This is a genomic window from Hafnia psychrotolerans (assembly GCF_014639435.1).
Classification (GTDB): Bacteria; Pseudomonadota; Gammaproteobacteria; order Enterobacterales; family Enterobacteriaceae; genus Ewingella; species Ewingella psychrotolerans.
Map to the genome: position 1 here is coordinate 307,004 of NZ_BMFZ01000005.1, position 22,943 is coordinate 329,946.

The following is a 22,943-nucleotide window of genomic DNA, read 5'->3' on the forward strand; positions in this document are numbered from 1 at the left end:
ATTGAGTGAACTTATGATTATTCCTGTAGTGATGGCCGGCGGAACCGGTAGTCGGTTATGGCCAATGTCGAGAGAACTCTACCCAAAGCAATATTTACGCCTGAATGGCGATAAATCTATGCTCCAGGAAACGATCTCTCGTCTTGATGGCCTAAAGATCGTTCCACCTATTCTCATTTGTAATGAACAACATCGTTTTTTAGCCGCAGAGCAATTGCGTCAGCTAGATTTAGCTGCAGGCAATATCATTCTAGAACCGGTTGGAAGAAATACTGCACCAGCGATTGCTTTAGCAGCACTTAGCGCAACAACTCATGGTGAGAATCCACTGTTACTCGTCCTGGCAGCAGATCATGTTATCGCAGATAAAAATGCATTTCATCAGGCCATCACGAATGCCATTCCTTATGCCGACCAAGGAAAACTCGTCACTTTTGGCATTGTGGCTACCGGACCAGAAACCGGTTATGGCTACATTCAGCGTGGGGAGCCACTGGGTGAAAATAAAATGGCGTTTGATGTGCACCGATTTGTTGAGAAGCCGGATTTTGAAACCGCTAACAATTATATCTCAAGCGGTGAGTATTATTGGAATAGCGGCATGTTCATCTTTAGAGCCAAAACATACTTAGATGAATTAGCGAAATATCGCCCTGATATACTCGATGCCTGTCAGAATGCTTTCTCTAATATTGAAAAAGACGCTTGCCAGGACTTTATACGCGTTGATAAAGAGGCTTTCCTCGCTTGCCCTGACGAGTCGATTGACTATGCTGTGATGGAAAAAACAGCTGAAGGAGTTGTCATTGCTCTTGATGCAGGTTGGAACGATGTTGGCTCATGGTCATCTCTATGGGAAGTTAACCCAAAAGATACAGAAAGTAATTGCATCACTGGTGATGTTTTTACACATAGTACGAATAATTGCTATATCAATACCGATGAAAAATTAGTAGCCGCTATTGGTGTCGATAATTTAGTCATAGTTAATACTAAAGATGCTGTTCTGGTCATCGATAAATCAAAAGTTCAAGATGTTAAAAAAGTCGTAGAATATCTTAAAAACAACCAGCGTCGTGAATATAAGTTACATCGCGAATCATATCGTCCCTGGGGGCATCAAGATAAAGTGGTAGAAACGCCTCGTTATCATGTGAACCGAGTTACGGTAAAACCTGGGGGCAAGTTTTCATTACAGAAACATCTGCACAGAGCTGAGCATTGGGTTGTGCTATCGGGTACGGCTGAAGTGACATTGGAAAATAACACCTTCCTTCTCACTGAAAATCAATCAACATTTATACCTATCGGTGCTGTCCATATGCTTGCGAACCCAGGAAAAATCCCTTTGGAGTTACTGGAAATTGGGTCTGGTTCTTATTTGGCCGAAGATGACATTATTAGGCTGAAAGATCACTATGGTCATTGATGATGGGTGCCTATAGATGACTAAAGTCAATTAACACGTTCTATTGGTGTATAAATAATATCACGTTTCCCGAATAAAATTAATACCAGCATAATAATGGTTTGATTAGTGAGCCCTACTAATATGGGGCGCTTTTTTTAATATTTATTTGACCTATGTCCCGCTGACGATTAATCCTTTATCTTTTGATGCTTTTAATGACTAACGATGGCTCTTATACACCAATGACCACCCTATTGTTATAATTTCAATATAATTACCACTTATACAATTCGTGGCTATTCTTTATTTTTTTAAAATAAGCGAGATATTTCCTTCCTTATATTCTCGTGTACAGTTGTTATATCGAGGTTAGAATGAATAATAGTCGGGATAGCACCAATAAAAATTATAGCATTCAAGCGTTAAGAGCGACGGCTGCACTGTTCGTGGTTTTCGACCACACCATCACACAGTTTAATATATATCACCATCTCCCGGGGTTAACGGGTGACATACTTAGCAATATCCAGGGAATAGGAACAGTGGGTGTCTATATTTTCTTTATTGTTAGTGGCTATATTATGTCCTTTACCACTTTCAATAAAAGCTGGAATAAAGAAGAGTCCTGGTTATTTTTAAAGAAAAGAGCATTGAGAATCTATCCTGCATATTGGATATGGCTAACATTGCTAATCATTGTTTGGCTTTCTGGATTAGCACTGAAACAACATGATTACTCTTTAAATAAGATAGTTGCATCATATTTTCTTTTTCCATATTCTGATAGCACTCCAAATAAAATCAACCCTGTTCTTGGCCAGGGATGGACGTTAATATATGAGGTGTTCTACTACTTATTATTTACCGCGCTAATTTTCCTGAACGTAAAAAAGACCCAGGCTATATTCATCTTAGCTTTGACATTTAGCTTTGTTATTTTTCTTGGAAACAATTCAGCCACAACGCTTCCTGCGTTGGATTTTTTCATGTCCTCTAAGATTTTTTACTTTTTTGTGTTAGGGATGGCCATATATAAATGGCAAAGTGTAATACTAGAGTTTTATTCTAAAAATCTCCCCATCTACCTATCCGTCATCGCTTGTATTGTTTGTTTTTATCTCCTTGTGTTCAGTGGCGTTGCGCAAGAATATAAGGAAATAGCCATGGGGTTATTATCAGTCGGTTTATTTCTATTATTTTTCGCCAAAGGTTCAAACTATAAAGCATTTAGCGTATTAGGTGATGCTTCATATTCATTGTACCTAAGCCATGGTTTCGTTGTCATGGGATATGGTGTTGTATGTAAAACATTTAACTTCTCTCTGCCAATTTTATTCATTGCCGGTGTTGTAACAATTTTCACCTCAGTTGTTATTGGGGTTTTAAGTTATTACTTTATAGAAAGAAAGATACAGTTTGTTATTAACAGAAAATTCATCCCATCGAGGAAGAATAGCTTCATCTAAAATGACAAGGTTTACATGCTATCCGTGATAGCGACAGCAGCCGATTTTTATTCTTCTCGGCTCAGAGTATTACCTGGAAAGCACGGTGCGTATTCCACTGCGAGCACTGGCGAAAAGACAGCATCAATCATATTAAAGACCATTATAGTCATTGTTAATTTGGGGAGGAAACATGTCTGGGAAATTAACGTGTTTTAAAGCATATGATATCAGAGGTGAGTTGGGCACGGAATTAAATGAAGATATTGCTTATAGAATTGGCCGTGCCTATGGCGAATATTTAAAGCCTACAAAAATGGTATTAGGTGGTGATGTCCGTTTAACCAGTGAAGCATTGAAACTGGCATTGGCCTGGGGTTTACAAGACTCGGGGACGGACGTGGTTGATATTGGTCTTACCGGGACCGAAGAGATTTATTTTGCCACCTCTTATCTCTGTCTTGATGGAGGCATTGAAGTTACTGCCAGCCATAATCCGATGAACTACAACGGCATGAAGCTGGTTCGTGAGGAATCAAAACCCATTAGCGGCGATACCGGCCTGTTCGAAATACAACGTCTTGCTGAAGCGAACAACTTTGACGTCATTGATGAAGCAAAACGTGGGACTTATGAGAAAGCATCCGTTCTGGAGGCTTACATTGATAAGCTACTCAGTTTTATAGACGTTGAAAACTTTACGCGTCCTTTAAAATTAGTATTTAACTCTGGTAATGGTGCGGCAGGTCATGTTGTTGATGCCATTGAAAAACGGTTTAACCAGGCAGGCCTCCCCGTAGAGTTCATCAAAGTCCATCATCAGCCTGATGGTCATTTCCCTAATGGTATCCCGAATCCGTTATTACCGGAATGTCGCCAGGATACAACTGATGCCATCATCAAACACAAGGCTGATATGGGCATTGCCTTTGATGGTGATTTTGACCGGTGTTTTCTTTTCGATGACATGGGTAATTTCATTGAAGGTTACTATATTGTTGGGTTGCTGGCAGAGGCTTTTCTTGAAAAAAACCCGGGTTCCAGAATTATCCATGACCCCCGTTTAAGCTGGAATACTATCGATATTGTCAGTCAGGCTGGCGGAGTACCGGTCATGTCTAAAACAGGGCATGCCTTTATTAAAGAGCGTATGCGGCTGGAAAATGCCGTGTACGGCGGTGAAATGAGTGCCCACCATTATTTCCGCGATTTTTATTACTGCGACAGCGGTATGATCCCTTGGCTGCTGGTTGCTGAATTACTGCTTGTCAAAGGTCAATCATTGAGAAGCATGATTAATGACCGGATCACGGCTTATCCGGCATCGGGAGAAATTAACAGTATTATTCCTCAGCCAAAAGAGGCTATTGGCCGGGTATTATCGAGATATGAAACCGATGCGCTGCACGTTGATCATACCGACGGCATTAGCCTTGAGTTCAAAGAGTGGCGTTTCAACCTGCGCAGTTCAAATACCGAACCTGTTGTACGCTTGAATGTAGAGTCTCGAGCTGATGTAAAATTAATGCAAGAGCAAACTCAAAGAATCCTGTCGATTCTGTGCCAGGAATAATAAAAATCATGGGGTGTTCATTATGTCACACGGTGTGAGTGTTGGGATTGTCGCTGACTGGTTAGTGACGTTTGCAGGTGCTGAGAAAGTTATCGCCGAATTTATCAATATATACCCAGAATCTGAGATTTATTCTGTGGTGGATTTTTTATCCGATGATTCAAGAAAATCATTCAATGGAAAAAAATCAACCACCTCTTTTATTCAGCGGTTACCTTTTGCAAAAACAAAATACCAAAGTTATCTGCCGTTAATGCCGCTGGCGATTGAACAACTTGATGTGATAAAGCATGACATCGTACTTTCCAGCAGTCATGCCGTGGCTAAAGGTGTGCTGACCGGTCCGGATCAGCTTCATATCAGCTATGTTCACTCTCCTATACGTTACGCATGGGATTTTCAGCATCAGTATCTTCGCGAATCAGGCTTAAATAAAGGTTTAAAAGGTAAACTGGCAAGATGGTTCTTACACAAAATCAGAATGTGGGATTACCGGACGGCTAACGGGGTCGACCATTTCATTGCAAATTCACAATTCATTGCCCGCAGAATAAAAAAAGTTTATGGGCGAGATGCTGATGTTATTTACCCGCCTGTGGATGTCGAACGGTTTACCTTGCAAGAAGAGAAAGAGGATTTTTATTTCACCGCTTCTCGTATGGTGCCTTACAAACGTATCGACCTGATCGTTGAAGCTTTTAGTCAGATGCCGGATAAAAAACTGATTGTGATCGGCGATGGTTCTGACATGGCCAAAATCAAAGCGAAAGCAGGCAGTAATATTGAGATCCTTGGGTATCAACCTGATGACGTCATGCAGAGTCACATGCAGCGCGCCAAGGCCTTTGTCTTTGCCGCTGAAGAGGACTTTGGCATTACGCCGGTAGAAGCACAGGCTTGTGGTACGCCAGTGATTGCTTTTGGTAAAGGCGGCGCGCTCGAAACGATAAGGCCCTACGGTGAGTCTCACTCTACGGGAATATTCTTCCAGGAACAGAGCGTTGCATCACTATTAGAGGCTGTCCAACAATTTGAGCTGGTTAGAGAGTCTATTGATCCGAATGACTGTCGCGATAACGCGTTGAGATTTTCTGCTGAACGTTTTCATCGTGAGTTGGACGAATATATCAAAGTAAAATGGAATGATTTTACTGAAAGTAAAAAAATAGCTTATTAAGCTACCACTCGAAAACATGATGGCATTGTTCTATTTCACATCTTACCTCTGGGTTGTACTTAGTTATTCTGAATAACCTTACAATTCTAATCGTGCATCTGTTGCGATGCGTTTATCAATTGTAATTAAGGGTCATATATGTCTAAAGTTGCACTTATTATCAGTATGGCTGGACAAGATGGTTCTTATTTGTCTGAACTATTATTAAAGAAAGGCTATACAGTCCACGGTATTAATCGACATATTCCTTTAGTCGCGAATGGGCAGGAGGAATTCTTCTATAATGAGTTCTGTATAAAATCCCCCAATTTGCATATTCATGATGAAAACTTGTCTGATGCTTCTAGCCTGAATGATTTATTAGCGATGCTTCGCCCAGACGAAATTTATAATCTGGGAAGGGTTAGTCATGCCAATGCTGAGTGTATACGCTCGCATCATTCTTTAGCGGCGGACGGCATCAGCGCCCTGAGAATGCTGGACGCCATCCGTTCTCAGGGTTTAGAACATAAAACCCGTTACTACCATGCTTCCCCTTCAAAACTTTGCAGCTTGGTTAACGGTATGACCATCAGTGAAATGGTGATGTCTAACCTCTGTCCGCTGGAAAACGTTGCGCTGGTCTCCGATTTTTGGACGGTCGTTAATTACCGTAACACTTTTGGTATGTATGCCTGCAACGGCATCCTTTTTAACCATGAATCGCCGCGCCGCAGCGAACATTTTGTGACCCGAAAAATCTCTATGGGATTGGCGAATATTACTCAGGGCCTAGAGCAATGCCTTCTTTTAGGTAACCTGAATGCGCAGCGCGATTGGGGGCATGCCCGAGATTACGTCAAAATGCAGTGGTCCATGTTGCAACAGCATAAACCTGAGGATTACGTTATTGCCACTGGCGTACAGTATACCGTGCGGCAGTTTGTGACGTTTGCCGCACTGGAGTTGGGAATAAAGCTTCGTTTTGTCGGCAAGGGCGTGGATGAAAAAGGGGTGATTGCCGCGATCATCAGTCCGATTGCCGCAGCGTTAAAAGTCGGGGATGTGGTGGTGGCCGTTGATCCTCGCTATATGCGCCCTACGGAAAAATGCAAAGTGCCTGCGAACCCAACCAAAGCACGCAATAAATTGGGCTGGGTACCAGAAACATCGTTACAAGACCTGGTGATCGAGATGGTGCAAGCTGATTTAGCCTCCGCGAAGGAACTCGCGCGACAAAAAGTGTATGGATAAGAGGGCTGATCTTAAGGCTTTTGCCGATTGGGTTCATGTACGGCCTGAACCGTGCGTTCAGGCCAATAACAGCCTCGAACAAGTGAACATCATCATGGCATGCCCAATCCACTGACACGTCCGGCGATATCACGCATCGCATTACGCGCCGTCTGGCTGATCCCCCCCAGTTGGAAGAAACCGTGGATCACACCGAGATAACGCTGAGCGCTGCAATTGACGCCCTGCTCCGTCAGGCGGGCAAACAGCGCTTCACCTTCGTCACACAATGGATCGTATTCGGCGGTGATAATATGAACCGGCGGCAATCCTGAGAAGTCATCTCGCCATAGCGGGCTGGCTTCTGGGTGCCTGAAGTCAGTCTGAGGAAAATAGGCGTCGAAACCGCTGAGCAGCGTATCGCTGGTCAGCACGTAATCCGCACCGTTATGTCTATGGCTGTCGAATGAGGCCGTGGCATCAAGCATCGGATAAATCAGGACCAGCTGCTGAGGCAACCATTGCCTGGCATCACGTAAGCGCAGAGCCGTTATCAGAGCAATATGTCCACCGGCGCTATCGCCCGCTAATGTGATACGGCGACGGTCAACGCCAAGCGCTTCGGCATGTGACCCGATAAGTTTTGCGGCAAGCTCAGCGTCGTCATGAGCAGCCGGATAAGTCTGTTCCGGAGCTAAACGGTATTGCACCGCAATGACCCTGCAACCACTCAAAAAAGCGAGCTGCCGAAGCTGATTATCATGCGTCGCAAAACCACCGCTGACAAAGCAGCCACCATGATAATAGATCACCGCAGGCAATATCCCTTCCGCATTCAAAGGCGAGACGACCCGCAATGAAATACCCTCGATGACAATATCTTCAACGTTCACCCGTCGCTCGATATCGCCCGCCAGCACGGTGCTGGCAATATATCCGGCACGGCGCGCTTCATAGGTCTGACTGCGCGATGACGGACGACCTGCGGCGATAAACGCGTTAACAAGTTCGGCGATGGCGGATTCCAATGCCATAAGATCGTTTCCTTCAGCGAATGTTTTTAGAGGCGTGAAGACTATCGAGTGTTGAGATTAGCAAAATGCGCCAGGTACGGAAATAGCAGAAAACTCAGAGAGCAGGCATAAAAAAGACACCTCAATAGGTCATATTGGGCGTGGTTGAATACATGGGATGTAGATAACAGATCGTCCTGTTAGTCATTTTCTCAGACAATCCGTATCCCTTCTGGCATGCCTGGATGCGTTATTTTGTTTAATGCCCGGTTCATGGCCATAGCCTCACCGATCTGCGCAGGGTCCACCTAGGAACCCTCGCTCTAACGGGCTTCCCCTCAATCAAGAGGAAGCCCGTTCACCAGGCGAAGTGACCCCTTTCGTCTTAACGCGCCATACTATGTGTAGTGGCTCGCATTTCATTATCGCCAGCTCACAATCACTACAAATGAAAAAATATCTTTTTTGACTCTATATACTTGTTTATTGCTGTCTCGTAAGTTTGGTTTCAACACTTATAAATAAGACAGGGAGAGTGTTTCATTGCCGTGTCTTCCTTGAGTGCACCCAAAACAGAGATTAGCATCCGAGAAAAAATTTAATGGTCGCTTAATGGAATGCGAAACGCCTTGTTTTCGAATCCGGCCCCTTGCCGTTATGCCTCGAAAAACTCAACCGTTCCGCCAGCAAGGTGATACATACTGCCCACTATTTTAATTTTCTTCTGGTCTTCCAGCTGCTTTAGTACTGGACTGTTTTTACGGATATTTTCGATGGTCAGTTCGACATTTGTCCTGGCCACTGCATCAACAAAATCGTAATTGCTCCCTTTACGCTCCCCGCTGTACTCAGTTTTTCCAACCGCAGGTTTAATTTCATCCAGCAAGCCCGTCAGGTTACCCAGCTCAGCATTATCAATAGCGCCACGTACCGCACCACAGCGGGTATGCCCCATAACCAGCACCACTTTTGCGCCGGCAAGAGCACAGGCGAATTCCATGCTGCCTAAAATATCGCGATTACTGATATTACCCGCAATACGGGAATTAAAGGTTTCACCGATCCCGGTATCCAGCACAATTTCCGCAGGCGCACGTGAGTCGATGCAGCTTAGGATCACCGCAGCAGGATACTGGCCCACGAGGCTGTTGCGTTTCTGCGCCAGATAATCATGTTTCACCGGGCGATTTTCTCGGAAACGCAGGTTACCTTGTTTAAAATGTTCAATGACCGCATCCGGTGTCATAGCATCACGTTCTTCTTTGCTAAGTGATGCGGCAAAAGAGATGGACGGCACCGATAAGGCCGCCAGTCCGGTGACCGAAAGGGCCGAAACAGCAAGTGTTTGTTTCAAGATTGTCCGACGTGAGGGTTGAGTTGGTTGGTTATCATTCATAACATTCTCCGTTATATGAAATTGATTTAAAAGATGTTATTTCAATACTACAGTTAGAGAAATCACAGCTTCAACCTAATAATAGTGTTGACTCCCCATCACCGCGAGGCGTTGTTGAATATATCTGATGTAGATAACCGATCTTGCTGTCAGCCATTTTGTTTAATGTACGGATTATGGTCATACAGGCGCTATCAGTGCCCGGCAGACCCGGCATTTTTTTGGGTGGTACCGGAATAATGCGTATGACCGGTCTGGGCTTAAAGTGTCGTTCAGGCACAGGATATCTAAGGTCAGTCTGGCTCGCGGGATAAGCAGTATCAGCGATGGTTTTTTCCTGTTGAAATTAACTATTACGCTTCTTTAATTGGCCGACTCATGGCCCCCCGATCGGAAGGAGACCCCACCTCTGATTAGGTTACAAACTAAGCTGTAGAGCAATCCACACGAAGGGGGATTACCGACCCATCTCAATTCTAAAATTTTTTGTATAGTCCCTGACCATTTCATTGAAATTTTGTACGGAAAATGTAAGTTTATGAAAATAATTAAGACATAAAAGGGATGTTTTTGCTTTCCATACATAAGGATATGTAGTGATTTACCATGCTAATCTAGCGCGTTTCCGCCCATGTTTTGCCCTGCTGGCATTATGGTCATTGCCTTTGTTTGCCGCCCCGGAGGTTCCGCCCCCGCTGATTAACTCAGCGGTGCCGAATGTTGCGGGGAATAACCCTGAACGAGCCCTGACCGCCGGTGACCGGCAGCTTATTCATCAGCAGGAGCAACAGCGGGCATTAGAGCAACGCTTGACCCCCAACGCACCTGACGTTCGCCTTTCACCGCCTTCTGATAGTTTTGGCCGCATCATTTTCCCGCAGGAAACCCCGTGCTTTACTATTTCTCAGGTCACACTTTCCGGCACTGACACTTTGCCGTACTGGTTGCCATTGCAGCGGATCAGCAATCAGGCGCTGGGCCACTGTCTGGGCGGGAAAGGCATTAACCTGCTGATGAGCACGTTGCAAAACCGCCTGGTGGATCACGGCTACATCACTACCCGCGTGCTGGCTCCGCAGCAGGATCTCAACAGTGGCGAACTTAAACTGGTCGTGGTGCCGGGTCATGTCCGGCAGGTAAAACTGACGCCGGACAGCGGTCACTACATCACGTTGTACAGCGCGTTTCCCGCCCATGAAGGCAAGCTGTTAGATCTGCGCGACATCGAACAGGGGTTGGAGAATTTACAGCGGTTGCCAACGGTGCAAGCCAACATGGAAATCTTGCCCGGCAGCCAGCCGGGGGAAAGTCATATTGCCTTGCACTGGCAACAGCAACGCATGTGGCGGGTGGGCGCTTCGCTGGATGATTCCGGCACCCGCAGCACCGGGCGCTATCAGGGCGGCCTGACGCTGTCACTGGATAATCCCTTCTCGCTCAGCGACTTGTTCTATCTCTCCGGCAGCAGCAGCCTGGAGAGTAAAGGCGGAAAAGGCTCGGATAACATCACGGGTCACTATTCCGTACCTTTCGAATACTGGATGTTTGGCCTCACGGCCAACAGCTATAACTACCACCAAACAGTGGCTGGTCTGAACAGTGATTACCGCTACAGCGGTAAAAGCAGCAGCGTCAATTTCCAGGTCAGCCGCGTTCTGCATCGCAGCGGCAGCCAGAAAACCACCCTGAGTTACGATGTGCTGGCCCGCGAGTCGAAAAACTACATCGATGATACGGAAGTCGAGGTACAGCGTCGCCGCACCTCGGCATGGCGCGTGGGTCTGCAGCATCGCCACTATATTGCTCAGGCCACGTTGGATGCGGGCATCAGTTACCAGCGCGGCACCCGCTGGTTCGGTGCGATGCCTGCGCCTGAAGAAAATTTCGGCGACGCCACGGCACTGAGCAAAATCGTACAAATTTCGTCTCAGCTCAATATCCCCTTCACGCTGGCTAATCAAAAATTCCATTACAACGTGCAATACCAGCGTCAGTTCAGTAATACACCGCTGACGCCGCAGGATCAGTTTGCTATCGGCAACCGCTGGACGGTGCGCGGTTTTGATGGCGAACGCACGCTGAATGCCGACCGCGGCTGGTTCGTGCGCAATGATATCGCCTGGGCCACGCCGATTCCGGCGCAGGAACTCTATCTGGGCGTTGACTACGGCGAAGTCGGCGGCAATGGCACGCAATATCTGGTGGGTAACCATCTGGCCGGGGGCGCTATCGGCATTCGTGGTTCAGCATTTAAAACAGGCTATGACCTGTTTGCCGCCGTGCCATTCTCCAAACCTGAGGGTTTCAAAACCAATCCGGTTTCGCTGGGCTTTAACCTTAACTGGCAGTATTGAGAGGCAGGGATGCAAATAGGGCCTTATGACGTTCATTCACCCATGATCATTGGTGGGGAGATGAGTGAAGCTGAAGTTTTCGGTGCAGCCGTCTGGTTATGGATGCACTCGGCTCAACATCGCGACTTGCCTCTGCATGCGCTGCCGACGGTGCTTCTGCCCATTATTAAAAGGCAGCAATATGCCTTAGTCAGCCGCGACGCGACGCCACTGTTTTTCCTCAGCTGGATGTGGCTGGACGACATCGCCGAGCAGAGCTACCTGACACAACCGGCGATCAGCGTGCAGGATCGTGACTGGGCCAGCGGCGAACGTATGTGGATCCGTGACTGGATCGCGCCTTTTGGCGACACGATGGCCATGCGTCGCCTGGTTTGCAGTACCCTTTTTCCCGAACGCTGCTTCCGGGCGCTCTATCACCGTGGTGCTGAAAAAGGCCAGCGGGTCATCAATTTCAAAGGCGACCGTGTCAGTCATCAACAGGCCAGAGCCTGGCGTGCTGCACATCCGCTGTCTGTCCCAGTTATCGAAATGCCAGTAAGGACGCTGTCATGAATAAGAATCTCTACCGTATTGTTTTCAACAAAGCGCGCGGCCTGCTGATGGTCGTGGCGGATATTGCCGGTGCAGGCCGGGCTGGCGCGTCGTCGTCTTCATCCGGGACAGGTCATACCCTCAGCCAACTGATTGGTAAGGTTCATGGCGTGAGTTTTGCCTTACTGCTGGCACTGGGTGCGGTCCAGCCGGTGCAGGCGGGTGTCGTCGCCGATGGCAGTGCGCCGGGCGGCCAGCAACCTACCATTATTAACAGCGCCAACGGCACGCCGCAGGTCAATATCCAGACCCCCAGCGCGGCCGGTGTGTCGCGCAATGTCTACAGCCAGTTCGATGTGGATAAAAAAGGCGTGGTGCTCAATAACTCACACGCCAACGCCCAAACGCAAATTGCCGGAATGGTTAACGGCAACCCGTGGCTGGCAAAGGGCGAAGCAAAGGTCATTCTCAATGAGGTGAATGCACGCGACCCCAGCCAACTGAACGGCTTTATTGAAGTCGCCGGGCGAAAGGCGCAGGTGGTGATTGCCAACCCCTCGGGTATCACCTGTAACGGCTGCGGCTTTATTAACGCGAACCGCGCCACGCTGACCACCGGTCAGGTGCAGATGAGTAATGGTCAGCTGACGGGATACAACGTTGACCGTGGCGAAATTGTTATTCAGGGCAACGGGCTCGACAGTAGCCAGCAGGACAGTACTGACCTGATTTCACGCGCCGTCAAAGTGAACGCCGGTATCTGGGCGAAGGAACTGAACGTGACGACCGGGCGTAATCAGGTCGATGCTACGCACCAGCGCATTGATAAAAAAGCGGATGACGGCAGCGTCCGCCCACAGCTGGCCGTTGACGTTTCTCAGCTTGGCGGCATGTACGCCAACAAAATTCGCCTGATGGGGACGGAATCCGGCGTCGGTGTGCATAACGCCGGGGCGCTGGGCGCGTCGGCCGGTGACGTTGTCGTCAATGCCGACGGTACGCTGACCAACAGCGGCACCATTAATGCGTCGCAAAATGTTCAACTGGCGTCATCGGCGGCGATGAATAACCAGGGGAAAGTTTATGCGGCAAACAATACGGATATCACGAGTCAGGCCAGCCTCAGTAACACCGGCATTATTGCCGCAGGGATTGACACCCGCATTGCGGCTGCCGGTATTAACAGCGGCGCGCAGAGCGTACTCGCGGCCGGTATCACCGGCGACGGTAAGCTGACATCCGCAGGGAATTTAACGCTGACCAGCCGCGGCGAATTAAAGGCCAACGGGCAGAATATGGCAGGCGACAAGCTGACCGCCAGTGCCACGACCCTCGATGTCAGCGGCAGCCAGACTTATGCCGACAACCTGTCGTTGCAGGCCAGCGACGGTGATATCAGTACCGCAAACGCCAGTCTTTCCGCCACGCATCAACTGACGGCCAGCACACGGGGAACGCTCAACAACGACGGCGGCAAGATCGCCGCCGACCAACTTAACCTGACTGCGAACCGACTTTCGAACCAAAAAGGCACGGCGCAGCAACTCGGGCAACAAGACCTGCAGCTCACACATGCCGTAGGCATTAATAACCGCGAAGGCACACTCGCCAGTAACAGCAAAAATCTGACCCTCAACAGCGCCACGCTGGATAACCAGCAGGGGACCATTTTACATGCCGGAGACGGGCAGCTTACGATTACCACGGGTCAGATGGATGGCACACAAGGCACAGTGGTCAGCAACGGTGCATTAAGCCTGAGTGGTTCGGCGCTCAATCTTGATAATGCGGTGACACAGGCTGCGGGGATTACGCTGAATGCCGCTACGGTTTCACACCACTCAGGTCAGATGACGCAAACCGGTAACGGGCCAATGAGCCTGAAGGTCACCGGCCTGTTCGATAATCTGGGCGGTGCTGTCACCTCAAAAGGCGCATTGTCACTTAGTGCCGCGCAGCTGAATAACCAGCAAGGACGGCTGATTGCATCTGACCAAAATAACCTGCAGTTGACACTCGGCGGTGCACTGAACAACAGCGCAGGCATTATCGCTGCAGGTGGGAATTTAACCTCACTGAGCGGCGCGGTTGATAACAGCGGCGGCCTGATTCAGTCAGGCTCAGCGTTAGATCTTAACAGCCGGGGCAAGGCCCTGCTCAATGCTGACAGCGGCGATCAGGGCGGCATTATCAGCGCGGGCAGCATGAACCTCGCGACCGGGGATGTCGATAACCACAACGGGCAAATCGCGGCGCAATCGCTGACCGCTACCACCGGTGATATCAATAATCAGGCGGGAAAATGGCTGGCCAGTCAGGCACTGTCCCTCAGCAGCGGTGCGTTGAACAATCAGGGCGGCTTGCTACAGTCCGGCGAAGCATTGACGCTGAATACCCACGGCCAGCGCATCAATAACACCTCATCAGGGCAAATTATTGCCACGAGGACGTTGTCGGCAGACAGCGGCGAATTCGACAATCAAAGTGGCAAAGTTGTGGCTGGCGGCGATACCTCGCTGCAAACCTCTTTGCTCAATAATAATGGCGGTCAACTCTCCACGCTGGGTAACCTTACGCTGACCAACCGGGGCCTGCAAAATAACGATGGCGGGCTTATCCAGAGCGCCAAAAATCTGCTGATGGATACGCAGGGGGCAACCCTGAGTAACAACCACAGCGGCAGCACGGGCGGCATCACCAGCCAGGGCAATCTGACCGTAAAAGCTGGTGCGCTGGACAATCAGCAAGGCGCGATGATGGGCAACGGGCAAATGACCCTCAGTGCAGAGAATGTGAATAATCAGCAAGGGCAGATTATGGCACTGGGCGATATCGTTGCTATGAGCCACGCGCTGGATAATCAATGGGGCAGCTTGCAGTCCGGGCAAAAATTACAGTGGAATACACAGGATTTTGCGCTGACCAATCTGGGCGGCACGCTGAGCGCGCAGGACACACTGACCCTCGACAGTGCCAGCCTGAATAACCAGCAGGGATTGCTGGCATCAGGCGATACGATGTTAATTAATACAGGCGTATTCGATAACAGCCAGCTTGGGCAAGTTGCCAGCAAAGGTGCGCTGAGTCTTACGGCTAGCGACATTAATAACCGTCAGGGGCAAATCCAGTCACTGGGGGATATGGTCCTCAGCGCGGCGCAATCGGTGATTGATAACGGTGCAGGGCTTATCCACGGTGCAGCCAATGTCACCCTCAACGCAGTACAAGTGCTCAATCAAAATACCCGCGCCGCCGGTCTGGGGATCCAGGGCAACACGCTGACCCTCAATGCCACCGTTCTGGACAACAGTAACGGTCAAATGCTGGCCGATGACGGCCTGAACCTGAACCTCGGCGGCGTACTCAATAACAGCACCGGCCTGTTCAGTTCGCAAAACAATCTGGACGCACAGGCTCAGCAAATTATTAACAGCGCCGGTGATATTGAGGCGGGCAAACTTATCCGCCTGTCTGGCGACGCAATGAGCGGCGACGGTAAACTCTTATCGCTGGGCGACCTGACGCTTAATCTGACGCAGGACTTCCTCAATACCGGCACCGTTCAGGCCAACAACAATCTGAGTCTGACAACACAGGGCGACCTGACGAACTCGTCGTTGATTCAGGCAGGCAGCGCCCTCACCTTGTCGGCAAACAACCTCTTCAATGGTGCAGCGGCGGAAATTAACGCAGGCACCACGCAGGTGAATGCGGCGCAGACGGTCACCAACTACGGACTTATTGACGGTTTTTACACCCGCATCAACGGACAGACCGTCAGTAATATCGGCAGCGGGCGCATCTACGGTGACGCGCTGGCCATTGGCACCGGCACGCTGAACAATCTGGCGGAGAATGGGCAGGCAGCTACTCTTGCGGCACGGCAGCGGCTGGATATCGGCGCGACGACCATCAATAACCGCGATCACGCACTGATCTACAGCGACGGTCTGATGGCCGTTGGCGGCGCGCTTAATGATGACTATCAGGCCAGCGGTCAGGCCGCGACGCTGAACAACCACAGCGCGACCCTCGAATCTGCGGGGGATATGGCGCTGAACATTGCCAGTATCAACAATATCAATGACTCCTTCTCACTGGAGAATGTACGGGTTTCTCAGGAAGATATTTCTGAGTATGAGGTCTCACGCCTTAACAATGGCGTGCGCTATAACGACAAAGATTACACCATCTACATCTATCAGGATGAGGTCAATACTCTTTGTATTGAAGGGGTTATCTGTCACACCACTGACGGTGACCGCTTCACCCACTACGCCTACACCCGGACCATCACGGAAGACCGGGTCAAAGAAACAGACCCGGCGAAGATCATTGCCGGTGGCAACCTCAGCATCAATGCCAATGATGTTCTCAACGACAAGAGCCAGATTGTTGCCGGTGGCGCACTGGCACTTCAGGGGACCACCGTCAATAACGTGGAAGTGGATGCCAACCGTCAAACGAATGATGTCGGTAAAGCGGTATTCTATTCTCGTCATCAAAACAAACGCGGTGACTCTTCAAACGTTGATACCAGAGATTACGTACCGCCCACGGTGATCCAGGCCATCACCCTTAAACCCAGCACGGTGCAAGAGTACACCCAGAGGCAAGGCAGCGGTCTGACCGTTTCTGACTACCAGAGCAGCGACATCAGCGGCAGTATTCAAAAAGCAGACAGCCTGAATATTCTGCCCAATTCGGGGCCCAATGCAGGCAGTTTAATCACGGTCATGCCAGGCGCGGTGACCCTGCCCGCCGGTAAAACGTTCGAAGTGAAAGCAGATAATTCGGGCAGCGTCGTTCGCGCCATTGGGCCAAACACCCGCCTGCCGGATAACAGCCTGTTCCGCACACATCCGGAAAGCACCAGCCCCTATCTGGTGGAAACCGATCCGCGCTTTACTGACCAGAAAAAATGGCTGGGCTCCGATTACATGATGGATGCCTTTACCAACAATGCTGACAACGTGCTTAAACGCCTGGGCGATGGTTATTACGAACAGCGGCTTATCCGCGAACAAGTCATTGCCCTGACGGGACAGCGCTATCTTAATGACGTGCAGAGTGATGAAGAACAGTACAAAGCGTTGATGAATGAAGGCATCACCTTGGGTCAAAAATATAACCTGACGTTGGGCGTGGCGCTTACCGCCGAACAGATGAGTCATATGACCGGCGACATGATCTGGATGGTCGCGCAAACCGTCCGTCTTGCTGATGGCAGCACGCAACGGGTGCTGGTGCCGCAGGTGTACGCCATGGTTCAGGCGGGCGATGTGGATGGCAGCGGCGCACTGCTGGCCGGTAAAAATGTCAGTCTGAACCTGAGCGGCGATCTGACCAACAGCGGCCGGATCACCGGACAGCAAAACACCCAAATCCTGGCGAACAATATCAATAACCTGGGCGGGCTTATCCAGGGTAATGATGTGGCCGTGCAGGCACGCACGGACATCAACAACGTGGGCGGCATATTCTCGGGCAACGATAGTCTGTCCGTGCTTGCTGGTCGTGACATTAACGCCCTCACCACCACGCGCAGCGCAGAAAATGCCGGTGGCGACTTCGCCCGCAACACCATTGACCGCGTGGCCGGTTTCTACGTTCAGCAACCGGATGGCACCCTCGCCTTGCAGGCCGGTCGCGATGTCAACCTGACGGGCGCGCAGGTTATCAATAGCGGCGATGGAGGCATAACTTCCGTTGTGGCAGCCCGTGACCTCAATCTAAACACGGTCACCACCGGCAGCACGAATAACCTCAACTGGGGCGATAACTGGCTGCACCAGTCCACCAGCCAACAGGTTGGCAGTGAGGTGATTGGCGCGGGTGACGTACAAATGGTCGCCGGAAATAATGTGAATGTAACGGCAGGTAATATCTCTGCCAGCCAGCAGCTCAGCGTGACCGCAGGCAATGACATCAACCTTCAGCACGGCACCGATACTGAGACCTTCGACCAGCATTATAAAGCCACGGGCAGCAGCAGCCTGGGCTCGAAAACCACCACCGAAGTGCGAGACAGCTTCAATAACCAGACCGCCAGCGGCAGCCAACTGAGTGGAGACCGCGTAAACGTGAAGGCCGGGCATGACCTGACCGTCACCGGCAGCAACGTGGTCGGTACGCAAGACGTCAACCTTGCCGCAGGCAACAACCTGAACATTCAGGCCGCGACCACTGAGCAGCAAGAATCACACCTCTACAGCGAGAAAAAATCGGGCCTTTCCGGCACCGGTGGCATTGGCTTCAGTATCGGCACCAACAGCCTGAAAACCACCGACGATGGCAAAACCCTGAGCAGCACCGGCAGCACCGTCGGCAGTACGCAGAGCAATGTTAACCTGACGGCCGGTAACGGGCTGATCGTGAAAGGTTCCGACGTGCTGGCGGGGAAAAATATCAACCTGACCGGCAAAGAAGTGAACATTCTGGCGGCGGATAATCAGAGCAGCCAGACGCATACGGTGGAACAGAAGACCAGCGGGCTGACGCTGGCCCTGTCCGGTACAGTAGGCAGTGCGATTAATACGGCGGTGTCGAGCGCCAACGATGCCAGTACGGAAAGCAGTGGTCGTCTGGCCGCCCTGCAGGGAATGAAATCGGCGCTCAGCGGCGTGCAGGCCGCGCAGGCGGCGTCTCTGGCTGAAGCGGGCGGCAGTGAAGGCAGCATGATAGGTGTCAACCTCTCTTACGGCAGCCAGTCGTCCAAATCCACCCAGACCAGCACGCAGAACCAGAGCCAGGGAAGTACGTTGACCGCAGGTCACAACCTGACGATAAACGCCACCGGCACCGACCTCAACGTTCAGGGCAGCCAGCTGCAGGCCGGGAAAAATGTGGGCCTGGGTGCAGCGCGGGACGTGAAACTTTCCTCTGCGCTGAACAGCCAGACGCTTGAAGGCAAAAATGAAAGCCACGGTGCGTCAGTAGGCGTGGGCATCAACTTCGGTCAGGGTGCCAATGGCCTGTCGCTCAACGCCAGCGTCAATAAAGGCAAAGGCTCTGAGACCGGCAACGGCACCAGCCATGTTGAGACCACCGTCAACGCCGGGAATCACCTGACCATCAGCAGTGGCCGCGACACGACGCTGACCGGTGCACAGGTCAATGGCGAAAAAGTCACGCTGGACGTGGGGCGCAACCTGACCCTGACCAGCGAGCAGGATACCGACAACTACGACTCGAAGCAGCAGAATGCCAGCGCGGGTGGCAGTGTGAGCATGAGCGGCGGCAGCGGTTCGCTTAACCTGAGCCGGGACAAAATGCACAGCACGTACGAGAGCGTGCAGGAGCAGACGGGTATCTTCGCGGGTAAGGGCGGCTTTGATATCACCGTCGGTGAGCACACCCAGCTCAACGGTGCGGTTATCGGCTCGACGGCGGATGCCAGCCTGAACAAGCTCGACACCGGCACGTTAGGGTTCAGCAATATCAAAAACAGCGCCGAATATGAAGTTGAACACCAGAGCGTGGGCGTTAGTTCGGGCGGCAACATCGGCGATCAGTTTGCGGGCAACATGGCGAGCAGTCTGCTGGTCGGGATCAACGGTAACGGCAGTGACAGCTCGACCACCCAATCGGCGGTGTCGGAAGGCACGATAACAATCCGCGATAAGGACAATCAGAAGCAAGACGTGGGTGAGCTGAGCCGCGACGTCGAACACGCCAACCAGACCCTCTCTCCTATTTTTGATAAAGAGAAGGAGCAGAACCGGCTGAAAGAGGCGCAGTTGATAGGGGAAATTGGCAGTCAGGCGATGGATATCGCCAGGACGCAGGGGAAAATCGAGGCGACGAAAGCTGGCAAGGCAGAGCTTGAGAAACACGGCGTTCAGCAGCCCGGTAAGGATGCGACGAAGGAAGAGCGAGCGGCCTATGATAAAGCCCTGACGGAAACGGCAGGCTATAAAACAGCGCAGCAGAAATGGGGTACGGGGAGCGCCATCCAGCAGGGATTACAGGCCGCGACGGCAGCGGTTCAGGGCTTAGCGGGCGGCGACATGGCGAAAGCATTGGCGGGAGCCAGTGCGCCGTATCTGGCTGAAGTGATCCACAATATGACCACCGACCCGGTGACGGGCAAGGTTAACAGCGAAGCCAATCTGATGGCGCACGCGGTATTGGGTGCGGTGGTTGCGAAGGTGAACGGCAACAGTGCATTAGCAGGTGCGTCCGGTGCGGCGATGGGTGAATTTATTGCCCAGCAGATGTATCCGGGAGTTGACCGGGATAAACTGAGCGAAGATCAGCGCCAGACCCTCAGTGCGCTGTCGATGCTGGCGGCAGGTCTTGCGGGCGATGTGGTTGGTGACAGCTCGGCGGATGCTGTTGCGGGGGCGCAGGCGGGGAAAAATGCGGTTGAGAATAATTTCTTGAGCAGTACATCCACGGAAAAACGTGATGCTTTGGCAGAGAAAGTCTTAAAAGGCGATAAATCCCTGCAAACTGCGAAAGAGTTTTTACAACTTGAGAATGCCGATAAACGTAGCGATGCACTGGTTGCTAAGTTCAACAAAGAACCAGCTAAGTTGACCACAGCAGAGCGAACCGAGTTGGTAAGTTATTTGAAGATATATGCATCTGACATGCAGGCTAAATATGGTGAGGCAGTGACTAAAGAGCTGATCGCAGGAATGCTGACTGGGCAGGATTATATGAAGTCAGCGCCACAGACAGAGGCGCAGCAGAAAGCCCAGACCATCATGAAAACGTGGGGCTACCATAAGTCCAACGCAAGTATCGGTGATCCAATATTGCTCTTTAGTGGCAATGTTCTTGGCCTGACAATAAAAGAAGGTATGGCAGTCAATGCTGCAATAGGCACGACGGTAAATACTGGTTCTCAACTTAGTAGCAAAGATCCCTTCAGCTATGTAGACGCAGTTATGGCGGGAATTACATCAGCGTTGACTACAGGGAAAGGGATTGGTACATCCGCAGTTATTAACGCAGGAGGAGCTTTAATAGGAAGCAGTATCCAAGGTAAAGATACTGTGAATGAAGTGTTGGGAGCTACTGCGGGTTCTTTAGCCGGTAGTTCGGTATCCAAAGGAATAGGGATGCTTGAACCAGTAATAAAAGAAAGCACCAAGAATGTGATGGAAGCCGTTGGTGGTTCACTATCAAGTGAATATGTTGGAAGTCAAGTAAAAGAAACTATAAAAAAGGCCGAAAATGAAACTAACTAAAGATTATTATTTGTTTTTTTTAGTCGTTATTAGCATTCTTTTTTGTGCTTTTATTTCTGTGGTTTCAGATGTCTTAGCTGTGGTGATTGTTTTTTTTAAAATAGATAGATTTATTTTCTCTTGGTATTATTTGTTATTTAATGCGATAGAACGAGCACCTGTACCTGGTGTTATTTTAGGTATAGGGTTGTGGCTAAAAATGAAGCTTTGTGAAAGGAGCAATCGTAAAAAACTCCCGCCTTCAGATCCTGAGTGATAACCTCACCCCAATTGGGGGTGAGATTTGGAGTTTGTTGAAAACAACCACTTTAATCTGCCATCTGGTATGACCGGTTATATTAGTGCCGCAGGATCGTGGAATCAGTTTGCGGTTGAGAATAACAGCCTTGCACATGTACTGGCAGCAGCGGAGGCAAACAAGGCCGGAACTATTGAGAAATGGCAGGCTGAACAACAGGCTACCATTAAGGAAGCTTGTAGTGGAGGTACGCCAGTATCATGTCAGACAATGGTTGTTGCGGCGGGTAGCGCGATGGCTTGGCCGCTGTTGCCGGAAGCTGCTGCAACGACAAGTCTGATAGGCGCGGGAGCTAATGCCGGGGTGGGTTATATGATCAATGGCGAAGTGAATCCTAATGATGTCATTCTGTGGTACTGGACGGGGGCATTTACGGCAGGAACCGGGCTATGGGGCACAATTGCAGTGAATGCCGGCAGTGGTGCCACATCCAGTTATCTTAAAGGTGATGATCCATTGAAAGGTGGCACAATGAGTGGTCTGGCATCTGGGCTGGGTTATGGGGTTGGTAAAGTGGCTCAGGGACAGCTTGATAAAGTGTTGAATCCGAAATGGAAAAATTGGGAGTGGGTTGATCTGGGGATGGGAATATCGAAACCTATGCCATTAGATCCGCTGCCAGGGATCACTGGTAACGTTATAGGTTCAGGAGCAACAGAATTTACTAATGATCAAGTAGGTAAAAAAATAGATGAGCTAGGTGGCAAAAAATGATGATCAAAAAACGTAATTGGTTATCTTTAATGGCTTATCTCATCGTAGCTTCTGTAGTAGCCATATTTTTAAGCTTTTTGCTGCTTCAAATAGGTGTAGAACTATTTTTTCTAATTTTTTATGGTCTGCCATTCCAAATATCAAACATTGATATTTGGAAGTGTTTAAAAGGTGGTTTAGGCGGTGGTATCGTTGCAGGAATAGGCTGTTGGTGGATTTATTACCAGCGCTATAGAAAGAGCCGAAGCAGATAGCACAACAATCCCAGCCAATCGGCTGGGATTTTGCTGATTACGTAGTCAGCCAGCGCCGCGCTTCTTCGGCTTCGCCATAACCTGAATCACGTCCATCAGCTCACGCTGCTTACGGGCCGAGAGCTTAGGGCAGAGCTGGCGCAGGGCCTGTATCACCTCCGGCTCCGCTGAGGGCGGTTTAACCGTCAGTATCAGGCAGTCCGGCAGCACCCGGACATCAACTGGTGTGCCGGTCTCAAACCCAACTGTTCCAGCCACTTCCCTTTAATGGTCAGTTGCGGGCTGGGGTTCTGCTTGCCACCGTTGAGGCGGTAACCGACGTGAGCTACTTCTGAACTAGTCAAAGCACTTAATCGAACCTGCCA

Annotated in this window: 15 protein-coding genes; 11 read left to right on the forward strand and 4 right to left on the reverse strand. The window is 50.2% G+C overall.

The genetic code is table 11. The annotated features are described in order from the left end of the window. Positions 1 to 13: 13 nt before the first annotated feature. From IEV89_RS11770 to IEV89_RS11790, 5 genes are all read left to right on the forward strand, one after another. A complete protein-coding gene (locus IEV89_RS11770; RefSeq protein WP_188473700.1) occupies positions 14 to 1,429 on the forward strand; it encodes a mannose-1-phosphate guanylyltransferase/mannose-6-phosphate isomerase in 1,416 nt (471 codons plus the stop codon). A gap of 356 nt (positions 1,430 to 1,785) precedes the next feature. Further along, positions 1,786 to 2,877, forward strand: a complete 1,092-nt coding sequence (locus tag IEV89_RS11775) for an acyltransferase family protein (protein ID WP_188473701.1) — start codon at positions 1,786 to 1,788, stop codon at positions 2,875 to 2,877. Positions 2,878 to 3,049: 172 nt separating this feature from the next. Then, positions 3,050 to 4,429, forward strand: coding sequence for a phosphomannomutase CpsG (cpsG, locus tag IEV89_RS11780; protein ID WP_188473702.1), 1,380 nt, complete (start codon positions 3,050 to 3,052; stop codon positions 4,427 to 4,429). Between the two features lie 22 nt (positions 4,430 to 4,451). After that, the gene (locus IEV89_RS11785) at positions 4,452 to 5,606 is read left to right on the forward strand and encodes a glycosyltransferase family 4 protein (protein WP_188473703.1); all 1,155 of its coding nucleotides are present in this window, start codon (positions 4,452 to 4,454) and stop codon (positions 5,604 to 5,606) included. 138 nt (positions 5,607 to 5,744) lie between these two features. Next, on the forward strand, positions 5,745 to 6,839 hold the full coding sequence (locus IEV89_RS11790; RefSeq protein ID WP_188473704.1) for a GDP-mannose 4,6-dehydratase: 1,095 nt from the start codon (positions 5,745 to 5,747) through the stop codon (positions 6,837 to 6,839). Between the two features lie 92 nt (positions 6,840 to 6,931). Here IEV89_RS11790 and IEV89_RS11795 read toward each other — a convergent pair whose 3' ends face one another. Continuing rightward, positions 6,932 to 7,852 carry an alpha/beta hydrolase gene (locus IEV89_RS11795; protein ID WP_188473705.1) on the reverse strand — a complete coding sequence of 307 codons (921 nt, stop codon included), beginning with the start codon at positions 7,850 to 7,852 and terminating at the stop codon, positions 6,932 to 6,934. A 634-nt stretch (positions 7,853 to 8,486) separates the two neighbouring features. Then, positions 8,487 to 9,227, reverse strand: coding sequence for a carbonic anhydrase (locus IEV89_RS11800; protein ID WP_188473706.1), 741 nt, complete (start codon positions 9,225 to 9,227; stop codon positions 8,487 to 8,489). 710 nt (positions 9,228 to 9,937) lie between these two features. Between IEV89_RS11800 and IEV89_RS11805 the strand changes: the two genes are divergently transcribed. From IEV89_RS11805 to IEV89_RS11830, 6 genes are read left to right on the forward strand one after another with little or no spacing between them, the layout of a single operon-like run. Beyond that, positions 9,938 to 11,581: a ShlB/FhaC/HecB family hemolysin secretion/activation protein gene (locus IEV89_RS11805; protein ID WP_229746456.1), complete on the forward strand. Its 1,644-nt coding sequence runs from the start codon at positions 9,938 to 9,940 to the stop codon at positions 11,579 to 11,581. Positions 11,582 to 11,590: 9 nt separating this feature from the next. Further along, positions 11,591 to 12,136: a toxin-activating lysine-acyltransferase gene (locus IEV89_RS11810; RefSeq protein ID WP_188473707.1), complete on the forward strand. Its 546-nt coding sequence runs from the start codon at positions 11,591 to 11,593 to the stop codon at positions 12,134 to 12,136. Beyond that, positions 12,133 to 21,312 (forward strand): hemagglutinin repeat-containing protein, encoded by a 9,180-nt coding sequence (locus tag IEV89_RS11815; RefSeq protein ID WP_188473708.1) that lies wholly within the window; start codon positions 12,133 to 12,135, stop codon positions 21,310 to 21,312. The genes IEV89_RS11810 and IEV89_RS11815 overlap by 4 nt, the downstream gene beginning before the upstream one ends. Continuing rightward, complete coding sequence (locus IEV89_RS11820; protein WP_188473709.1) at positions 21,299 to 21,568, forward strand: hypothetical protein; 270 nt, start codon at positions 21,299 to 21,301, stop codon at positions 21,566 to 21,568. Before IEV89_RS11815 ends, IEV89_RS11820 begins: the two co-directional genes overlap by 14 nt. A 27-nt stretch (positions 21,569 to 21,595) precedes the next feature. Continuing rightward, complete coding sequence (locus IEV89_RS11825; RefSeq protein ID WP_229746453.1) at positions 21,596 to 22,324, forward strand: hypothetical protein; 729 nt, start codon at positions 21,596 to 21,598, stop codon at positions 22,322 to 22,324. Then, entirely contained in the window at positions 22,321 to 22,578 is a 258-nt protein-coding gene (locus tag IEV89_RS11830) for a hypothetical protein (protein ID WP_188473710.1), read from the forward strand. The genes IEV89_RS11825 and IEV89_RS11830 overlap by 4 nt, the downstream gene beginning before the upstream one ends. Before the next feature lie 45 nt (positions 22,579 to 22,623). Here IEV89_RS11830 and IEV89_RS22030 read toward each other — a convergent pair whose 3' ends face one another. Both IEV89_RS22030 and IEV89_RS21740 read right to left on the reverse strand, forming a co-directional pair. Continuing rightward, positions 22,624 to 22,836 carry a SymE family type I addiction module toxin gene (locus IEV89_RS22030; protein ID WP_373283376.1) on the reverse strand — a complete coding sequence of 71 codons (213 nt, stop codon included), beginning with the start codon at positions 22,834 to 22,836 and terminating at the stop codon, positions 22,624 to 22,626. Then, positions 22,770 to 22,922, reverse strand: a complete 153-nt coding sequence (locus tag IEV89_RS21740; RefSeq protein WP_373283373.1) for a SymE family type I addiction module toxin — start codon at positions 22,920 to 22,922, stop codon at positions 22,770 to 22,772. The genes IEV89_RS22030 and IEV89_RS21740 overlap by 67 nt, the downstream gene beginning before the upstream one ends. Positions 22,923 to 22,943 lie beyond the last annotated feature (21 nt).

What these genes read in the sequence shown, in the direction of transcription:
- IEV89_RS11770 (WP_188473700.1), top strand. Translation starts at nt 14, where the DNA reads ATGATTATTCCTGTAGTGATGGCCGGCGGAACCGGTAGTCGGTTATGG.
- IEV89_RS11775 (WP_188473701.1), top strand. Translation starts at nt 1,786, where the DNA reads ATGAATAATAGTCGGGATAGCACCAATAAAAATTATAGCATTCAAGCG.
- cpsG (WP_188473702.1), top strand. Translation starts at nt 3,050, where the DNA reads ATGTCTGGGAAATTAACGTGTTTTAAAGCATATGATATCAGAGGTGAG.
- IEV89_RS11785 (WP_188473703.1), top strand. Translation starts at nt 4,452, where the DNA reads ATGTCACACGGTGTGAGTGTTGGGATTGTCGCTGACTGGTTAGTGACG.
- IEV89_RS11790 (WP_188473704.1), top strand. Translation starts at nt 5,745, where the DNA reads ATGTCTAAAGTTGCACTTATTATCAGTATGGCTGGACAAGATGGTTCT.
- IEV89_RS11795 (WP_188473705.1), bottom strand. Translation starts at nt 7,852, where the DNA reads ATGGCATTGGAATCCGCCATCGCCGAACTTGTTAACGCGTTTATCGCC.
- IEV89_RS11800 (WP_188473706.1), bottom strand. Translation starts at nt 9,227, where the DNA reads ATGAATGATAACCAACCAACTCAACCCTCACGTCGGACAATCTTGAAA.
- IEV89_RS11810 (WP_188473707.1), top strand. Translation starts at nt 11,591, where the DNA reads ATGCAAATAGGGCCTTATGACGTTCATTCACCCATGATCATTGGTGGG.
- IEV89_RS11815 (WP_188473708.1), top strand. Translation starts at nt 12,133, where the DNA reads ATGAATAAGAATCTCTACCGTATTGTTTTCAACAAAGCGCGCGGCCTG.
- IEV89_RS11820 (WP_188473709.1), top strand. Translation starts at nt 21,299, where the DNA reads ATGAAACTAACTAAAGATTATTATTTGTTTTTTTTAGTCGTTATTAGC.
- IEV89_RS11830 (WP_188473710.1), top strand. Translation starts at nt 22,321, where the DNA reads ATGATGATCAAAAAACGTAATTGGTTATCTTTAATGGCTTATCTCATC.